Annotated in this window: 20 protein-coding genes; 6 read left to right on the plus strand and 14 right to left on the minus strand. The window is 34.5% G+C overall.

What is annotated here, in order from left to right:
* Positions 1–30: 30 nt before the first annotated feature.
* Positions 31–1,152: a tRNA 2-thiouridine(34) synthase MnmA gene (gene mnmA / locus QOR44_RS10055; RefSeq protein WP_000131749.1), complete on the minus strand. Its 1,122-nt coding sequence runs from the start codon at positions 1,150–1,152 to the stop codon at positions 31–33.
* Positions 1,153–1,398: 246 nt separating this feature from the next.
* Between mnmA and sdaAB the strand changes: the two genes are divergently transcribed.
* Together sdaAB and sdaAA are read left to right on the plus strand one after the other, a co-directional pair.
* A complete protein-coding gene (sdaAB, locus tag QOR44_RS10060; protein WP_000681579.1) occupies positions 1,399–2,067 on the plus strand; it encodes an L-serine ammonia-lyase, iron-sulfur-dependent subunit beta in 669 nt (222 codons plus the stop codon).
* Positions 2,068–2,081: 14 nt separating this feature from the next.
* Positions 2,082–2,954 carry an L-serine ammonia-lyase, iron-sulfur-dependent, subunit alpha gene (gene sdaAA, locus QOR44_RS10065; protein WP_000500148.1) on the plus strand — a complete coding sequence of 291 codons (873 nt, stop codon included), beginning with the start codon at positions 2,082–2,084 and terminating at the stop codon, positions 2,952–2,954.
* 134 nt (positions 2,955–3,088) lie between these two features.
* Here sdaAA and QOR44_RS10070 read toward each other — a convergent pair whose 3' ends face one another.
* The 8 genes from QOR44_RS10070 to yfmF all read right to left on the minus strand — a co-directional run bounded on the left by QOR44_RS10070 (position 3,089) and on the right by yfmF (position 10,292).
* Positions 3,089–3,793 carry a transglycosylase SLT domain-containing protein gene (locus QOR44_RS10070; RefSeq protein ID WP_001883194.1) on the minus strand — a complete coding sequence of 235 codons (705 nt, stop codon included), beginning with the start codon at positions 3,791–3,793 and terminating at the stop codon, positions 3,089–3,091.
* A 105-nt stretch (positions 3,794–3,898) separates the two neighbouring features.
* Positions 3,899–4,438: an aggregation-promoting factor gene (gene apf / locus QOR44_RS10075; protein WP_000029067.1), complete on the minus strand. Its 540-nt coding sequence runs from the start codon at positions 4,436–4,438 to the stop codon at positions 3,899–3,901.
* Positions 4,439–4,653: 215 nt separating this feature from the next.
* A complete protein-coding gene (locus QOR44_RS10080) occupies positions 4,654–5,448 on the minus strand; it encodes an energy-coupling factor transporter transmembrane component T family protein (protein ID WP_000359358.1) in 795 nt (264 codons plus the stop codon).
* Complete coding sequence (locus QOR44_RS10085) at positions 5,441–6,283, minus strand: energy-coupling factor transporter ATPase (protein WP_000510606.1); 843 nt, start codon at positions 6,281–6,283, stop codon at positions 5,441–5,443. The genes QOR44_RS10080 and QOR44_RS10085 overlap by 8 nt, the downstream gene beginning before the upstream one ends.
* Positions 6,259–7,098 carry an energy-coupling factor ABC transporter ATP-binding protein gene (locus QOR44_RS10090; protein WP_000181757.1) on the minus strand — a complete coding sequence of 280 codons (840 nt, stop codon included), beginning with the start codon at positions 7,096–7,098 and terminating at the stop codon, positions 6,259–6,261. The genes QOR44_RS10085 and QOR44_RS10090 overlap by 25 nt, the downstream gene beginning before the upstream one ends.
* Positions 7,098–7,640, minus strand: coding sequence for a CDP-diacylglycerol--glycerol-3-phosphate 3-phosphatidyltransferase (pgsA, locus tag QOR44_RS10095; protein WP_000239222.1), 543 nt, complete (start codon positions 7,638–7,640; stop codon positions 7,098–7,100). The genes QOR44_RS10090 and pgsA overlap by 1 nt, the downstream gene beginning before the upstream one ends.
* 122 nt (positions 7,641–7,762) lie before the next feature.
* A complete protein-coding gene (yfmH, locus tag QOR44_RS10100; RefSeq protein WP_000217765.1) occupies positions 7,763–9,046 on the minus strand; it encodes an EF-P 5-aminopentanol modification-associated protein YfmH in 1,284 nt (427 codons plus the stop codon).
* 1 nt (position 9,047) lies between these two features.
* Positions 9,048–10,292, minus strand: coding sequence for an EF-P 5-aminopentanol modification-associated protein YfmF (gene yfmF / locus QOR44_RS10105; RefSeq protein ID WP_000706188.1), 1,245 nt, complete (start codon positions 10,290–10,292; stop codon positions 9,048–9,050).
* A 238-nt stretch (positions 10,293–10,530) separates the two neighbouring features.
* Here yfmF and yaaA point away from each other — a divergent pair, with 238 nt between their 5' ends.
* Positions 10,531–10,884: a S4 domain-containing protein YaaA gene (yaaA, locus tag QOR44_RS10110; RefSeq protein WP_000384867.1), complete on the plus strand. Its 354-nt coding sequence runs from the start codon at positions 10,531–10,533 to the stop codon at positions 10,882–10,884.
* A gap of 2 nt (positions 10,885–10,886) precedes the next feature.
* Positions 10,887–11,996 carry a DNA replication/repair protein RecF gene (recF, locus tag QOR44_RS10115; protein ID WP_000264871.1) on the plus strand — a complete coding sequence of 370 codons (1,110 nt, stop codon included), beginning with the start codon at positions 10,887–10,889 and terminating at the stop codon, positions 11,994–11,996.
* A gap of 11 nt (positions 11,997–12,007) precedes the next feature.
* Here recF and QOR44_RS10120 read toward each other — a convergent pair whose 3' ends face one another.
* From QOR44_RS10120 to QOR44_RS10140, 5 genes are all read right to left on the minus strand, one after another.
* Complete coding sequence (locus QOR44_RS10120; RefSeq protein ID WP_000398683.1) at positions 12,008–12,874, minus strand: GRP family sugar transporter; 867 nt, start codon at positions 12,872–12,874, stop codon at positions 12,008–12,010.
* Positions 12,875–12,929: 55 nt separating this feature from the next.
* Positions 12,930–13,592 (minus strand): helix-turn-helix domain-containing protein, encoded by a 663-nt coding sequence (locus QOR44_RS10125; protein ID WP_001865840.1) that lies wholly within the window; start codon positions 13,590–13,592, stop codon positions 12,930–12,932.
* A 74-nt stretch (positions 13,593–13,666) separates the two neighbouring features.
* Positions 13,667–15,148 carry an IMP dehydrogenase gene (gene guaB / locus QOR44_RS10130; RefSeq protein WP_000073440.1) on the minus strand — a complete coding sequence of 494 codons (1,482 nt, stop codon included), beginning with the start codon at positions 15,146–15,148 and terminating at the stop codon, positions 13,667–13,669.
* Positions 15,149–15,304: 156 nt separating this feature from the next.
* Complete coding sequence (locus QOR44_RS10135; RefSeq protein ID WP_001034427.1) at positions 15,305–15,790, minus strand: arginine repressor; 486 nt, start codon at positions 15,788–15,790, stop codon at positions 15,305–15,307.
* A 9-nt stretch (positions 15,791–15,799) separates the two neighbouring features.
* Positions 15,800–16,480, minus strand: a complete 681-nt coding sequence (locus QOR44_RS10140; RefSeq protein WP_000628848.1) for a Crp/Fnr family transcriptional regulator — start codon at positions 16,478–16,480, stop codon at positions 15,800–15,802.
* Positions 16,481–16,687: 207 nt separating this feature from the next.
* On the opposite strand from QOR44_RS10140, the gene QOR44_RS10145 reads away from it, so the two are divergent.
* Together QOR44_RS10145 and arcA are read left to right on the plus strand one after the other, a co-directional pair.
* The gene (locus QOR44_RS10145; RefSeq protein ID WP_000159981.1) at positions 16,688–17,392 is read left to right on the plus strand and encodes a B3/B4 domain-containing protein; all 705 of its coding nucleotides are present in this window, start codon (positions 16,688–16,690) and stop codon (positions 17,390–17,392) included.
* 266 nt (positions 17,393–17,658) lie between these two features.
* A complete protein-coding gene (gene arcA, locus QOR44_RS10150) occupies positions 17,659–18,891 on the plus strand; it encodes an arginine deiminase (RefSeq protein ID WP_000194839.1) in 1,233 nt (410 codons plus the stop codon).

Consider the following 18,891-nt stretch of genomic DNA (forward strand, 5'->3'; position numbering starts at 1 on the left):
CGATTACCTCACTTAATAATTAAGTGTCAATTAAATGTATTGACAGATTTTATCATCACGATAAGCCTGATCAATCATCCCACCACCTAAACATTCTTGTTCATTATAAAAAACAACAGCTTGACCTGGTGTGATTGCTCGTTGTAAATCATCAAACACAACCCTTGCTTGATTACCTTTTACGTAAACTGTAACTTTACTGTCAGGTTGACGATATCTGAACTTAGCCGTACATTCTAGCTTAAATTCATTAGGCATATCACGTGTAAAGTGGATTTCAGAAGCTGTCAAGCTAGTTGACATCAATGACTCATGATAGAAACCTTGACCGACATAAAGAATATTTTTACTTAAATCCTTTCCAACTACAAACCAAGGTTTATTATCTCCACCATGTTGCCCACCAATACCAAGGCCCCCTCTTTGACCAATAGTATAATACATTAAACCAGCATGTTCACCCATGTCACGACCATCAACAGTCATCATACGACCTGGTTGAGCCGGTAAATATTGACCCAGGAAATCCTTGAAATTTTTTTCTCCAATAAAACAAATACCAGTAGAGTCTTTTTTCTTAGCGGTCGCAAGTCCTGCTTCTTCAGCTATACGGCGAACTTCTGGTTTTTGTAAATGACCAAGTGGAAATAACGTTTTTTGCAATTGCTCCTGAGATAATTGACTTAGAAAATAAGTTTGATCCTTATTATTATCTACTCCTCTGAGCATATGAACTATTCCGTTTTCATCACGTGTTACTTGTGCATAATGACCTGTTGCTACATAGTCAGCACCTAATGTCATCGCATAATCTAGAAATGCTTTAAATTTAATTTCCTTATTACACATAACATCTGGGTTTGGGGTACGACCTGCTCGATATTCTGCTAAAAAATATTCGAAAACCCTGTCCCAATACTCTTTTTCAAAGTTGACAGAGTAGTATGGTATGCCGATCTGATCAGCAACAGCAGCAACATCTTTATAATCTTCAGTAGCCGTACAAACACCAAATTCATCTGTGTCATCCCAATTTTTCATAAAAACACCAATAACATCATAACCTTGCTCTTTTAAAAGCAGGGCAGTTACTGATGAATCAACACCTCCACTCATGCCTACAACGACACGAATGTTTGAATTATCAGTCATAAGAATTCCTCCCATCAAAAAGTTTTATTTTTAACTTAGGCTTGAAGGGCCAAGTTGTTCTTAGATCAATCATATTGACTAAGAAACACTATAAAAGTGCTTATATATTATAGCACTATTTGTTGTCAAGTTGTATGTTTTTGTTATGATAAATATTTATTACATTGCAGTTTTTTTATCTTTTTATGATATTTTTTAGAAATAATCTGTTATAATGAGAATGTACAAAAATCACGAGGAAAAACTATGAAACATTTAAAATTTCAATCGGTCTTCGACATTATTGGTCCTGTTATGATTGGACCATCAAGTAGTCATACTGCAGGAGCTGTCCGCATTGGTAAAGTTGTCCATTCTATTTTTGGTGAACCTAGTGAAGTAACCTTTCATTTATACAATTCTTTTGCTAAAACTTACCAAGGACACGGTACTGATAAAGCATTGGTTGCAGGGATTCTAGGAATGGATACAGATAATCCAGATATTAAAAACTCTCTTGAAATTGCTCATCAAAAAGGAATTAAGATTTACTGGGATATCCTAAAAGATAGTAATTCACCACATCCAAATACTGCGAAAATAACTGTTAAAAATGGGGATAGGAGCATGAGTATTACAGGAGTGTCAATTGGTGGCGGAAACATCCAAGTTACTGAGTTGAATGGGTTCTCAGTTTCATTAACAATGAATACTCCTACTTTAATCATCGTTCACCAAGATATCCCTGGCATGATTGCTAAAGTAACTGATATTTTATCTGACTTTAACATTAATATTGCTCAAATGAATGTAACACGCGAAAGTGCAGGAGAAAAAGCTATCATGATTATAGAAGTAGATTCACGAGATTGTCAACAAGCTGTCAAAAAGATAGAAGCTATTCCTCATTTACACAATGTCAACTTCTTTGATTAAGAGAAAGGGTAACTATGTTTTATACAATTGAAGAGCTGGTAGAGCAAGCTAATAGCCAACATAAGGGTAACATAGCAGAGCTCATGATCCAAACGGAAATTGAAATGACTGGTAGAAGTCGTGAAGAAATTCGTTATATTATGTCCCGAAATCTTGAAGTCATGAAAGCTTCTGTTATTGATGGATTAACCCCTAGTAAATCAATCAGTGGTTTAACAGGCGGTGATGCTGTCAAGATGGATCAATATTTACAATCAGGAAAAACTATTTCAGATACCACAATCCTAGCTGCCGTTAGGAATGCTATGGCTGTTAATGAGTTAAATGCTAAGATGGGACTGGTCTGTGCAACACCAACTGCAGGTAGTGCAGGATGTTTACCAGCTGTGATTTCTACAGCCATTGAAAAGCTTAATTTAACAGAAGAAGAGCAACTTAATTTTCTATTTACAGCCGGCGCATTTGGTCTCGTCATTGGTAATAATGCCTCTATCTCAGGTGCAGAAGGAGGTTGCCAAGCTGAAGTTGGGTCAGCTAGTGCTATGGCTGCGGCTGCTTTAGTTATGGCTGCTGGAGGTACTCCTTTCCAAGCTAGCCAAGCTATAGCATTTGTTATTAAAAATATGCTTGGACTTATCTGTGACCCTGTTGCAGGTTTAGTTGAAGTCCCTTGCGTGAAGCGGAATGCTCTTGGATCAAGTTTTGCACTTGTTGCTGCTGATATGGCCTTGGCTGGTATTGAATCGCAAATTCCAGTAGATGAAGTTATTGATGCAATGTATCAAGTTGGATCAAGTTTACCGACTGCTTTTCGTGAAACTGCAGAAGGAGGACTTGCTGCCACGCCGACAGGAAGACGTTATAGTAAAGAAATTTTTGGGGAATAAAGTTTATCAATTTTCTACTCTTTCCCTGAAAATAAATAAAAACGCTACAGTAAAGCTGTAGCGTTTTTATTTATTTGTTTTAGCAATCTGTAATTATTGTTGACAACAGTGTAAAGTTAATTTATAGCTATTCACTAGTAACCCCAAGCTGATAAACCTTGAGCACGATAAGCTTTAATAGCTGAATTAACTTGATCCTGAACTGTAGCTGTTGAACCCCAACCTGGCATCGTTTGGAAAAGTCCTGAAGCTCCTGAGGCATTAGCAACATTAGGATTACCATTTGATTCACGGGCAATAATATGTTCCCAAGTAGACTGAGGGACTCCTGTTGCAGCAGCCATTTGTGCTGCAGCTGCTGAGCCAATAGCCCCTGCAGTATTTCCATTACTCAATACTTGGCCACTTGTCTGGTGTTGAGCAGGTCTATAAGTTGTCTCAGTAACAGCATAAGCTTGTTGTGCCTGACTGGTAGCAGGGGTGTTTTCTGTTACAACTGCTTGTTCTACAGCTGCCTCTTCACTCGCAGTAACTTGTTGCTGAGAATTAGCTTCTGTAGATTGAGAACTTGATTTTGGGGCTTCATTAGATGCCTGAGAAGGTTTTGGAGCCTGTTTTACATCTTCTACTTTTGATTTAGATGTCGCCCTAGTCATTTTTGATTTTTTGGCTACGCGAACTTTATCTGCTTTTGACAAAGATTCAGTGGTAACTTGTGAACTTTTAAAAATGACCGTTACAGCCAAAATACATGAAAAAAGGGCTACTAAAGTGATAGCTCCATAAGCTAAATGTTGTTTTTTTACATTCAATTTTGATAATTTTCTTCTTTTATTCATGTTACCTATATTATACTTTATTTGTTACCTTGCAATTGAATAGATGTTAAAAATATTACAAAGAGATTTAATTTTAAGTAAATCTCTTTGTTTTATCAACTTTTATTAATACCAACCGTTACTATTCCAAAATGATAGCGCTGCCGACCAAGATCCGTAACGAGAAGCCACATAATTGTCCGCTACTTTTTCTTGATTTTCAGGAGATAAGTCGCCATTTAGGTAAGATTGAGACAGTTGATATCTTCCATAATATTGTCCATTCTGTGCAGTATAACTACCATTTGATTCACGACGAGCTATTTCTTCTTTTGCGGCTGAATCACTTGAACTCAAATTTGATGAAGAATTCATTGAATTTTCAATTGTTGGTTGAGATTTTGCTTCTGCTTGACTAGCTGTAGAATTATCCAATTTTAAAACATCACCTATACTGATGACATCAGCATTACTGATACTATTGAGAGACACTAACTCTTGTACCGTAGTTTTATGATTTTTAGCAATAGCTGATAAGGTATCACCTGATTTCACGGTATAAGATGCTGCGCTTACTGAAAGTGGTAAAGCTAATGAAGCACCCACTAAAAGACCTGCCACTCCTAATTTAAATGGTTTTGATTTTTTAACCGAGGTTATTGACATAATATATGCTCTCTTTCATTAATTGATACGCGTACTATCATACCTTGTAAATATTACTAATTGTTTTGCCTTAGATGAAATTTATTACAAATAAATTGTAAATTAATAAAGAAAAGGCCTCCAAAAAACAATTTTTAGTTTTCTTTAAGTAAAGTTGTTGAGCTTTTCACATTATATAAATGAAAAGGCTAAGACCATAAACTGACCTTAACCTTTTAATTTTTTAATAGAAACAAACTCAAACCCAATAATAACATCAGTAATATACTAAAAGTATCCCGAACAGTCCACTTCAATAAACGGTACTTACTACGATTGGCTCCGCCTTGATAACCTCTTGCTTCCATAGCAATTGCCAACGCATCTGCTCTTTTAAAACTAGAAGCAAATAATGGAATCAAAATAGGGATAATGGACTTAACCTTATGAATTAGGTTTCCCTCTCCAAAATCAACTCCACGAGCTCTTTGAGCATTCATGATACGTGTTGTATCATCCATTAAAGTAGGAACGAAACGTAAGCTAAGGGATAACATCAAACCAATCTCGTGTGCTGGTACTCTCAGTACTTCCAATGGTTTTAACAAAGATTCAACAGCATCTGCTAAACTTAACGGAGTAGTAGTTAAGGTAAGTAATGTCGAAAAGAAGATAATTAAAACAAATCTCATAAAAATAAGTGCTGCTTGTTGTAACCCAAGGCTAGTGATGCTAAAAATCCAAAACGAGAAGATAACCTGCCCGCCTTGTGCAAACAGCATCTGGAACAGGGTTGTAAATAAAATAATACCAACCATCGGTTTAATACCATTGAAAAAATAGGAAAATTTTATCTGAGATAAACCCACAATAACCAACGTAAAAATGAATACGATCACATTTGTCACTACATTATTTGCCCAAAAAACAATAATGATAAAAAGCAACATGGCTAGTAACTTACTTCGAGGATCTAATTTATGAATGAGAGAATTACCTGGTATGTAACGTCCCAAAATCAATTTATCCATGCTTAATAGCCTCCACAAATTCGTTAATAGTAATTGGTAAACTAGGTAAATTTAATCCCTTATGAGATAGCCTTTGAGCAAACTTGGTGATTTTGGGAACTCCTAATTGTTTACTTTCTAAAAGTTCTACTTCTTGAAAAATCTGCTTTGGTTGTCCTGATAAGGTTACTTTCCCTGCTTCTAAAACATACACATAGTCAGCATAATCCGCTACATCGTCCATTAAGTGAGTCACTAAGACGATAGTCATTCCTTTTTTATGAAGATTTTTAAAAAGAGTCATTAATTCTTTTCTTCCCTTAGGATCAAGTCCAGCTGTTGGCTCATCTAGTACTAGTACTTTGGGTTCCATCGCTAAAATACCAGCTATAGCAACCCGCCTCATCTGCCCTCCAGAAAGTTCAAATGGATTTTTATCGAATAAATCCTCACTGATACCAACTAACCTTAATTTTTCTTCAGCCAGCCTTTCAGCTTCAATCTGAGAAATACCAAAATTTTGTGGTCCAAAAGCAACATCTTTTAAAACTGTCTCTTCAAAAAGCTGACTTTCTGGAAATTGAAAAACTAAACCAACTTTTTGCCTTATAAATTTGATTTCTTTGTTCTTGTCCCCTGCTTTAATAGAAAAATCATCGACAATTACCTCACCTTTTGTAGGAATATGTAAACCATTCAAAAGTTGCATAATAGTTGATTTTCCAGAACCTGTGTGCCCAATGAACGCGGTATAGGAAGCATCTTCAATTTTCAGATTGACGTCAAAAAGGGCACGCCCTTCAAAAGGAGTGCCGGCTTGATAGGTATAACTTACATTTTTAAATTCAATTCCCATAATTGTTCTTCTAATTCCTTCTCTGTAAGATACTCTGTCCCTATATCAAGACCATTAGCAGCCAGTTCTGCCATTAACCTACTTGTAAAGGGAACATCTAAACCTAAACTAATCAAACGATTTCCACGACCAAATAACGCTTTTGGAGTGGATGTCGACTCAACTTTACCATTTTTCATAACGATGACACGATCACTCAATGCAACTTCATCTAAGTCGTGTGTAATTGAAATAACAGTAAGATTATATTTTTGACGAATAGCTCGTATCGTTCTTATCAGTTCCAATCGTCCCTCAGGATCAAGCATACTAGTCGCCTCATCCAAGATGATAACTTGTGGACGCATAGCTACAGCTCCTGCAATGGCTACACGCTGCTTTTGTCCCCCAGATAAACGTGCAGGCTCCCTCATTTTAAATTCAGACATGCCTACCAAATCAAGTGCTTGGTCCACTCTTTCTTTCATGTCTTTCAAAGGAATACCTTTATTTTCCAAACCAAAGGCGACGTCATCTTCAACAGTTGCCCCTACAAATTGGTTATCAGGATTTTGAAATACCATGCCAATCTTGTGACGTAACTCCCAGACATTATCTTCGGTTAACTCTTGTCCATCAATGATAATCTGGCCTGACTCCGCCTCTAAAAGCCCATCTATTAAACGAACAGTAGTGGATTTCCCAGAACCATTATGACCAATAATAGATAGCCATTCTCCTTGTTTCACATGAAACGATACATTCTCCAATTGATAATGTGTTTGATTACTATCATATTTAAAAAAGAGATTATTAACGGTAATAATATTTGTCATTATTTAAAAGTATCCTTAAATAAGAAGCCTGCACCTTTAAAATAGTCGTAGCCTGAATACAAGGTAAAGAATAAAGCAATGTATAACATGATGTTACCAAGTGTCATCCAATGTACTAACAAAAAAATAACTGCAAACATTTGAGTAGCCGTCTTTATTTTCCCTGGCATAGCTGCAGCAAGTACTGTTCCACCTGTTTCAACTAAAAGTAAACGCAAACCTGTAACTGCTAGCTCTCTACAAATGATAATAGCTGAAACCCAAGCCGGTGCTAAGTCTAGTCCAACTAACATGATAAAAGCACTCATAACTAGCATTTTATCAGCTAATGGATCTGCAAATTTCCCAAAATTTGTTACTAATTGCCATTTACGTGCTAGATAACCGTCTAGGTAATCGGTCAAGCTTGCAATAGCAAATACAATAGCTGCAACAATATGCCAAGTTGTACTTGTTGTTACTGAAGTTAATACTATAAATAACGGAATCATTAAAATTCTGACTACAGTTAATAGATTCGGAATATTTTCTTTCTTCACCATAAATTCTCCTTTTGGAAACATAGTATTCCTATATTATGTTATTTCAAAACTAGTAAAAGACTTTTGACATACCAACTTTATAGATGTCTAAGCTTCCTTATTATATCAAAATTTCAGATTATTTACGAAGATTTTGGAAAAATAACGAAGTCAGATGTGTCAGCATTATCTAAGAAATCCTTACCAATCGTAATGACATCTTCCAAGTCTAATTCTTCAACGATAGATGGCAAATCTAAATACATCGTTTTTCCATCATATAAATAGGTGACGAATTGCATTGCGAGATTTTCAATAGAATCTAAGCTCCTTAAAAAATCGCCATAGAGCTCTCTCTTAACGTTTTGTAAGTGGCTTTCGGTAAGATCAGATGATTGCAAAGCATTTTTTAGCAATAACCTCAACTGAGTTGAAAAAGCAATTGGCTCTGTCGTATCTAAAGAAATAATAACGCACTCAAAATCTGGATGAACTTCAATTTCTATATCAAAAGAGTCATCAATTTGACCAGATTCGTACCAGTCTTGATTAATTGTAGAAGTCCATCCTAAAAGCATTGCAAAAAATAGCTGTAATCCGATTTTCTCTTTTAGGTAAGAACCATGTCTCATATGACTTGATTTTCGATAACCAATAGCTAATTTAGGTTTTGTCACTGTCATATGGCAAGAGTTGTTTTTTATAACAGGTTCAAGACTAATAGAATCTCGGTCAATATTCTGTGAGTAACTTGTTAAATGAGAATTTTTTTGAAGGTAAGTTATAATTTCTTGTGGACTAAATTGTCCAACAAGAACTAAATTCATATTAGACAACTGATAAAAGTCTTTGTGATTTTCTTGTAAATCGGTTAAGGTTATTTGAGAGATTGATTGGTAATCTCCAGCGATATCAAATGCTAATGGAGAGTTGGGATAAAGGTTCGATAACACTCCTTGATAAAGCCTATATTCAGGGTCATCTTGATACATTTCAATTTCTTGTTTGATAATGTCTTTTTCTTTAGTAATTGACTCTTCTGTAAAGTTTGTTGTCAATACAAAGTCAAGTAGTATATCTAAGCAGTTTGTAATGTGACTTATAGTTGAAAAATAAAAACTAGTTTTATCAAAAGTTGTAAAGGCATTACTCTCGGCGCCATATTTAGTAAATTGAGTTGCAGCGTCTTGTCCTTTATCCAGTTCAAATAATTTATGTTCTAAGAAGTGAGCAATTCCTGCCGGATAATGTTCTACACAACCATTCCTCGTATATCTTGTATGGAGTGATCCAAAATTTGCTGTCAATACTCCAACAGTTTCCTTAAATGATGGTTTTGGAATAAGGTATACATTTAGCCCGCTCTCTAATGTTAACTTATATACTTCCTCCTGAAGGTTCTGATAAGTTATTTTATTAACTGTCATCCTAGTTTCCTTCCAAAAAATAAAAAGCTTGTAATTTTAATTTTGTTGCTACGCTGACAATATCTGATTTTGTTACATCGTCCACTTTGTCAATGAATAGTGCTGAAGTATGAAACTGATCTAAATAATGTTCATGATAAATGTGGTCAACTATGACCTTAGGATTATCAGAAGCTAAAACATAGTTCATTTTCAATATATCTTTTGTTTGTTTCAATAATGTAGAAGAGAACCTGCCCATCTTAATATTATTGAATTGCTTATTAATAAGCTTCAAAAAACGCTCACGATTCTCTTTATCAATACCTGCATATATCGTAAAGAGACCTGTAAAGCTGTCAAATTGACTACCTATAGTATAGGCTAAACCTTGCTTTTCTCGAATTTCTGTAAACAACAAGGAATGGGCAAAAGCACCAAATAAACCGTTAAATACTATTAAAGCAAAATAATCTTCATCTTTATAAGTTATTGGAAGATGATAAGCCAATTGCATAATAGATTGATTAACGTCCTTATCTTCTACTTGACTTCTCGTTATATTTTCATAAGTCTGCGTATAATCAAAAGCTAATACTTTGTGACGTGGCTCAAATGCCATACGATTAAATGCCTGAATCATTCGATAGTCATCAAAATCTCCTACGACAAAAATATCTAATTGATCTTCCTTAAGCATCTTCTGAAATTCTTGATAAGCTGTAAATGAATTTTCTGATTCCACTAAAGATGCTGTACCATACTTAGGTAAACGAAGTGTCTTATTATTGTAGAATAAAGATTTTAGTGCTAAGTCACTGCTATAAAAATTATCTTCAATATCGGCCTCTAAATATTGAATAAGGTTTTTCTTCTCAGTATCAAAAATAGATGTTTGATACTGTTCTAAAGAAATTAAAGGAGAAAACAGCATATCCTCCAAGAATGTAATAATTTGTTCAACGATATTTTCTTGTTCTAAAGTAAAGGTATTTTTAACAAATACAATATCAATATCAACAATGTGAACAAGACCCTTAGTAGAAATCTTAGTTGATAAACTAGCACCATATAAGGAAGCTAACTTTTCTCGAAATTCTTGTACCTTAGGGTACTTAGCATTTGCAGTAACTAACATTTGAGCAACGAGCGATCTACGTGCTACTGTTTTATTATTAAAATCACCTGAAAATCGAAAAGTAAGATGATTAGTCTTAAATTGTTGGTTTTTAATTAAATGTAGAGAAACGCCTTCAACTATTTTCATTCAATATCCTTTGTGTTCTGTATTGTTAGCTAAGATTATATCATTTTTAAAGGCGTTAAAAAAGATTAAACATCCAAGATATGATTAATTCTAAATTTCAATCTTCTTCAAAATTGACAAAGTCGTCAACCAATATTTACTCCCATTTTTTATATCTTGTCTCCATATCATAAGTTCAACTCAAAAAATAATTTTATGCTATAATGATGTGATATCTAAAATTGGAGATTAAAAAGTCATGGATTATAAATTATTTGATGAATATATTACTTTACAATCACTTCTAAAAGAGATTGGTATCATTCAAAGTGGCGGAGCCATTAAAAAATTTTTAGCGGATAATCAAGTATTGTTTAACGGTGACCTTGAAAATAGGCGTGGAAAGAAACTCCGCCTGGGGGATATTATTACTATTCCTGATCAAAATATCGAGATCATTATAAGGAAGCCATCAGATCAAGAAATTGAAGAACGTAATGTAGAAATAGCTGAAAAACAGCGTGTTTCAGCAATCGTTAAAGAAATGAATAAAAACACCAACAAAGATAAATCAAAAACTAGCAAAAAACCAGTTCGCTTTCCAGGGACATAAAAATGTGGATAAAAAATATTTCTTTAAAACATTATCGTAATTATGAAGAAGCACAAGTAGATTTTTCACCCAACCTCAATATTTTCATTGGCCGCAATGCTCAAGGAAAGACAAATTTTTTAGAAGCAATCTACTTCTTGGCTTTGACTCGAAGTCATCGTACCCGTTCTGATAAAGAACTTGTACATTTTAAACACCATGATGTACAAATTACAGGTGAGGTAATCCGCAAAAGCGGCCATCTTAGCTTAGATATTCAATTATCTGAAAAAGGAAGAATCACTAAGGTTAACCATCTTAAACAGGCAAAATTATCTGATTATATTGGGGCTATGACTGTCGTACTTTTTGCCCCTGAAGATCTTCAATTAGTTAAAGGTGCACCTAGCCTAAGACGGAAATTTTTAGATATAGATATTGGACAAATTAAGCCAACGTACTTAGCTGAACTTTCAAATTACAATCATGTATTAAAACAAAGAAACACTTATCTAAAAACTACTAATAACGTCGACAAAACTTTTTTATCAGTCCTTGATGAACAATTAGCTGATTATGGAAGTCGTGTCATTGAACACCGTTTTGATTTTATCCAAGCCCTAAATGATGAAGCGGACAAGCATCACTACATTATCAGTACTGAGTTAGAACATTTATCTATTCACTACAAATCGTCAATAGAGTTTACAGATAAGTCAAGTATTAGGGAACATTTTTTAAACCAATTATCTAAAAGCCACTCAAGAGACATCTTTAAGAAAAACACAAGCATCGGGCCTCATCGTGATGATATTACTTTCTTTATTAATGATATCAATGCTACTTTTGGTAGCCAAGGGCAACAAAGAAGCCTTATTTTATCATTGAAATTAGCAGAAATTGAGCTAATAAAAACCGTTACCAACGATTATCCGATTCTCTTACTTGACGACGTTATGAGTGAACTTGACAACCATCGTCAACTAAAACTCTTAGAGGGAATCAAAAAGAATGTTCAAACATTTATTACTACAACAAGTTTAGAACATTTAAGTGCTTTACCTGATCAACTCAAAATCTTTAACATTAGTGATGGTACTATTAGTATTAATGAAAAAAAAGCAACAGATTAATCTGTTGCTTTTTAATAAGATTTAACAATGCCAAGTAATATAGCACCCATAACAAAACAAAGGATACCCATGACAACCCATTTCTGCTCTTTCTTCGTTTTTGTCTCACCTAAAAATAAAATACCACCAATAATAGAGATAATTACACCAAGTTGAGAAAAACTAAAAGCAATTGCTAGCCCTGCTTTAGCTGCTGCCAATAACATGAAGACATTACCAACGCCCCACATGAGACCTGTAATCATATTTTTAACAACAACAGCCTCAAAGTTAACACGAAACTTCATGAAACAAATTGCACCTAGACACATTCCAACAGCCATGGGTAAAATAACGGCCATAGCGTCGAACTTCATAATGTTATTAAATAAAACTGCGTATGAGATGTAACCTACAGTTGAATAAGCAATTGTAGCAAATCCTTTTGAAAACTCTTGATGTGTTGCCAAAGCTTGTTCTGAGACATCACGTTTACTTGAGAAATAGAAGCCGATAACTAATAATGTCAACGCTGTCAATCCTAAAATAAATTGGATTGGCTTAGTCCATTCATGAAAGACTAAAGCACCAACTAGGCTTCCACCTACTAATTGTGCACCACTTGACAGTGGATTAGCAACAGAGACTCCCATATATTTCATTGCTTGGAATTGACCATTTTGGCCGACTGACCATAGGATACCACCTAAGATACCAAAAATCCACAATGAGGCAGTCATCTCTGGCTGTTTAAATAACCATACGATAATCGCAAATAGCAATGCTCCTAAAGTCATTCCAAATGTTTGTTGATTTGGACGTCCTCCAATTTTATTACTAACAAATCCAATACTTCCCCACGCAAACATGGGAATCAATGCAATAAGTAAACCTTCCAATTCTTTCTCCTTACAATGGAATATTAAGTATTACCTATTTTCAATCCTAGAGAATCTATTGACTAACTTTATTAGCAAGATCAGCAAATACTATAGCTTTATCAACACTATCTTTTTCCAAAGCTATAATGACTTGTTTTATCAATAAATTGACCAGTGATTTAGAATAAGGTAACTGTTCTTTAGTCATATTACTAATCTTATTTAAAATAACATCTTCAGGTAAAATATCTTGAAAATAGCAGATGACTTTGAAATAAAAATCATTGTACTGTGTCACACCATTCAGATAAGTAACTACCAGGTTAATCTCATCTTGAGGCAGCCTCATATTTAACCCTAAATTTGAAATAAAAAGTTTAGCCAATATTTTGAGAACATTGCTTTCTATTCTATCACAGGATTGTTGTTTTTGGAAACTGAAAATTCTCATGATATCTTCATTATCTCGATAAGATTCCAGTAAAGTTAATTGCTCTAAATCAGTATTAGAAGTTCCAGCCTTAACTTTTGAATCTAGAATGGATACTTCATTGATAGTTACCCCAACCTCCAACGTTTGTAAAGCTTTAATAAATTTATCAATACCTATTTGTGTCTCACCATTTTCAAAACGTGATAGAGTTGATTTTGATAATTGAGCACTTTTGGCTAGAGAACTTAGGGATATACCTTTGTCTTCTCTCAACTCTTTTAAAATTTTTCCATAATTTTTCATACAAAAACTTTACTATATTTGTTTCTTTTATGCAACAAAAAGCATCCTCATAGGGGATGCTTTTTGCCCTTATTTTAGTGTACTGAATAATTTGGTGCCTCATTTGTAATTTGAACATCATGGGGATGGCTTTCTTTCAAGCCAGCTCCTGACATTTCAACAAATTGAGCATTATCATGAAGTTCTTTTATGTTCGCTGCACCTACATATCCCATACCAGAGCGAATGCCACCAAGCATTTGGAAAACAATATCGGCTACTGAACCTTTGTATGCTACACGACCTTCAATACCTTCTGGAACCAATTTGTTAGCCTCGTTTACAGAACCTTGGAAATAACGATCGCTTGAACCTTTTTTCATTGCTGCAATTGAGCCCATACCACGGTATGTCTTGAACTTACGCCCTTGGAAAATTTCTGTTTCTCCTGGCGCTTCATCTGTTCCTGCAAACATTGAACCTAGCATAACTGCATTTCCACCTGCTGCAAGTGCTTTTACAATATCACCTGAATATTTAATACCACCATCAGCAATGATAGTCTTACCGTACTCACGCGCAACAGCCGCTGCATCGTAAATAGCTGTAATCTGAGGAACACCTACCCCAGCAACGACACGAGTCGTACAAATTGAACCTGGACCAATACCAACTTTAACGACATCCACACCTGCATCATAAAGTGCACGCGCTCCTTCTGCTGTAGCAATATTTCCCGCAATCAATGTGCGATTAGGGAAGTGAGCACGAATTTCAGCAATTTTACGGAGCACACCAGCTGAATGTCCATGTGCTGTATCAATGACAATAGCATCTGCACCTGCTTCAAACAAAGCTTCTGCACGTTCAAAAGTATCAGAAGTTACACCTACTGCACCTGCAACTAAGAGACGTCCAAATTCATCTTTTGCTGCCTTCGGAAATTCAATAACTTTTTCGATATCCTTAATAGTAATAAGTCCTGAAAGACGTCCCTCATCATCTACTAAAGGTAGCTTTTCAATACGATGCTCATGAAGAATACGCTCCGCAGTTTCAAGATCTGTACCAATAGGAGCTGTTACAAGATTTTGACTTGTCATGTGCTCTGAGATTAGTTGTTTATAATCAGAAATGAAACGCATATCACGGTTAGTAATAATTCCAACTAATTTACGATTCTCGAGTGTCTCCACAATAGGAACTCCACTAATGCGATAGTTTTGCATCAATTCCTCAGCTTCAGAGACAGTATTATCTGGTGTCAAGAAGAATGGGTCAATAATAACACCATTTTCTGAGCGTTTAACTTTACGAACTTCTTCTGCTTGATCAACTATTGACATATTTTTATGAATGATACCAAGCCCACCAGCACGCGCAATAGCAATAGCCATCTTACTATCTGTAACTGTATCCATTGCAGCTGTAATGATTGGAATGTTTAATGTCAAATTATCAGCCAACTTTGTCTTCATATCAACTTCATTTGGTAAAACATGGCTTTCAGCAGGAATAAGCAGAACATCATCAAAAGTAAAACCTTTTTTCAAAAACTTAGTATCCCAATTTGACATCAAAAAATCCTCTTTTCTTAGATAGTAGATATAAAAAATCCCATTAAAATTATATTGTTACTATCATATCACGCTAAAATCATTTGTCAATATAAAAAGAGCATAGAATTAATAGCTTCTAGCTCTTTAAAGTAATGAAAAAATCTTCTTAATTTTCTATTTTTTTGAGAAGAAGAAAGGCGGCGTATACTGACTTAATTTCTCAAAACACTTTTGAGCTTCTTCACTATTATTACAAATAATCAAACAAGTATCATCACCACAGACAGTTGCTAAAATCTCAGGTAATAAAATCGAATCTAATATGGAGCCAAAAGATTGAGCTAAGCCAGGTAGTGTCTTCAAAACGATTTGATTTTGAACTGGAAACAGCATGACTAGGGCATCTTCCATGTAAAAACGTAACCGTTCTTCCCAACGCTTCTGAGATATACTATGAATCTCATAATAAGTTTCTGTAGCATTATCACTGCTTTCGTTAACCTTAATTAAATTAAGTTCTTTCATATCTCGAGATAATGTTGCTTGCGTCACTGAAACGCCATTTTTTTCTAGTAATTCCCTTAACTCATGTTGTGTACGCACCTTAGTCTCAGAGACTAAGGAACGAATTAATTGGTGTCTTGTTTCTTTTTTATTCATATAAACTCCTTATTCAATGAATTTCTTGAAATAATTTTTATTATTATAGAGAAGTTTCTTTCCTTTCATTTCAACGATATCTTTTTGGCGTAATTCCTTTAAAACATGACTAACTGTCTCGCGAGTAGTTCCGCTCATATTGGCAATTTCAATCGTTGTAATAGGAAAAGGTAAATGTCCCCTTTCTGTAGGAACTTGCAAAAGTAGAGTTGCAAGTGATTGGATAACTCTCATACTGGCACTTGAAGTCACCATATTACGAAGTCGTATTTCATGAACTCGTAATAGCTTAGAATATTTCCGACAAAGATGCTTCATTTGATTGATATTTTGAAGAGAGTATTCTTCGTATAAAGCCATTGGCAGAGAAAAATACTCAATATCCGTAATAGCTACTGCTGAAAAATGGTAATCATCATCCAAAAAGAGACCTCCATAAGGAAAAACTGTATCTTGTCTAACATAATCTGTATAAATGAAAGAACCAGAAGCGTCTGATTGTTCAATTTTTACATGTCCTGACTGGATTAAAAACAGTTTTTCACGGTAATCACCTTCAAAAAATAAGGTATGATTTTTTAGAGCTGTACGATGTTTAATGTGGCTCACAATATGGTCAAATTGTTCAATAGTAAAGTGTTTAAAATCATCTAGTTGTCTGAAATAAAAATATTGTTCTTTTGTAATCACCTGATTTTCTAGACCTTTCTAATCATTAGATGCGAACATTTTTTGTATAATGAAAATTTTTTAATGTATAAAATTTTCTTGTCACGATAAATCCTCCTTCATTATAGCAAAAAAATTCGTAGAAAGAATGTTTTTCGTTGAATTTTGAAAACGCTTTTGAGAAAATGTAATTGTTCTGATATCTTTTAAAAAAATTGAGAGGCCTTCATGACTAAATTTATTGTTGATTCATCGTACTGGAATTTGTTTCCAACTTCTAAAATTGGAGTAATATTAATCAAAGATTATCACATGGACAGGAACCTTGAAACAGAACTTAAACAGTTACTGTCTGATAGTCATTCTTTAGCAAAAAAATATTTGCAAGAGAAAGAATTCAGTCAAAACAGAGTTATTCAAACTTATCGCAAGGCATATCAAACCTTTAAAACTAAAAAAGGTGCACGTTCAAGTATCGAAGCATTATTGAAGCGAGTTAATTCAGGAAACGAAATTACTAGTATAAATCCTCTAGTTGATATCTATAATGCCGCTAGCCTTAGGTTTGGATTACCTATTGGTGCTGAGGATAGCGATACATTTAGAGGTGATTTAAAACTAACTATTACCAATGGTGGTGATGAATTTTACTTGATTGGCGAAGATTTTAACAGACCAACTCTTTCAGGTGAGCTTGCCTATGTTGATGATGTTGGAGCAGTTTGCCGCTGTTTTAATTGGCGTGATGGAAAACGTACTATGATTACCGATAATACTCAGAACGCTTTTTTAGTTATCGAATTAATTGATAATAGAAGAGAAATTATTTTTAAAGAAGCGTTGGACTTTATCGCCACCAATACAAATCGTTTTCTAAAAGCTAAAACACAGACCATCATATTAGATAAAGAACACAGTGAAATAACGCTATAACATTAAAACGAAAAGTAAAAATTTTACTTTTCGTTATTTTTTTAGGTTAATAATTTCTCACTTTCCAACGATAAAAGAAAAAAATTGTATAGAAATCGCTTTCATTTTTATAAATTTAAATTTTTTTGGATATAATCGTGACATTCTTAACACTTTTAATGCGAATAACTTCCCTATTTTATATTCAAAAGAAAGTAGAATGTAAGTGTAGATATAGAGATAAATCCTGTTTCAATGCAAATCTCTAACTAAGAAAGGAGTAAAATATGACTCAAACACATCCAATTCATGTTTTCTCAGAAATTGGAAAACTTAAAAAAGTTATGCTACACCGTCCAGGTAAAGAAATAGAAAATCTGATGCCTGATTATTTAGAGAGACTCTTGTTTGATGATATCCCATTTTTGGAAGATGCACAAAAAGAACACGATGCGTTTGCACAAGCACTTCGCAACGAAGGAGTCGAAGTACTTTACCTTGAAAATCTTGCTGCCGAGTCGTTAACAAACCAAGAAATTCGTGAACAATTTATCGATGAGTACATTGGCGAAGCAAATGTTCGCGGTCGTGCTACTAAAAAAGCTATTCGAGAATTATTACTCAATATCAAAGATAATAAAGAACTTATCGAAAAAACTATGGCAGGTATCCAAAAGTCTGAGCTACCTGAAATCCCATCTTCTGAAAAAGGTCTAACTGATCTTGTCGAATCTAATTATCCATTTGCCATAGATCCGATGCCAAATCTTTACTTTACACGTGATCCATTTGCAACTATTGGGAATGGAGTTTCATTAAACCATATGTTCTCTGAAACACGTAATCGTGAAACTTTATACGGTAAATATATCTTTACACATCACCCAGAGTACGGTGGAAAAGTCCCTATGGTCTATGATCGTGAAGAAACAACTCGTATTGAAGGTGGAGATGAGCTCGTCCTTTCTAAAGACGTCCTTGCCGTGGGTATCTCTCAACGTACTGATGCTGCCTCTATTGAAAAACTCTTAGTCAATATTTTTAAACAAAATTTAGGTTTTAAAAAGGTTTTAGCATTTGAATTTGCAAATAATCGTAAATTTATGCACCTTGACACAGTCTTTACAATGGTTGACTATGACAAGTTTACAATTCACCCAGAAATTGAAGGCGATCTTCGCGTTTACTCTGTAACTTACGAAAACCAAGATCTTCATATTGAAGAAGAAAAAGGTGATTTGGCAGATCTTCTAGCGAAAAACCTAGGAGTTGAGAAAGTGGAATTGATTCGTTGCGGGGGTGACAACTTAGTCGCTGCTGGACGTGAACAATGGAATGATGGTTCAAATACATTAACTATAGCACCAGGTGTCGTTGTCGTTTACAACAGAAATACAATTACAAATGCAATCTTAGAGTCCAAAGGATTGAAATTAATTAAGATTAATGGAAGTGAATTAGTTCGTGGGCGTGGTGGACCACGCTGCATGTCAATGCCATTTGAACGTGAAGACCTTTAA

The sequence above is a fragment of the Streptococcus agalactiae genome, assembly GCF_949788565.1.
Taxonomy (GTDB): domain Bacteria; phylum Bacillota; class Bacilli; order Lactobacillales; family Streptococcaceae; genus Streptococcus; species Streptococcus agalactiae.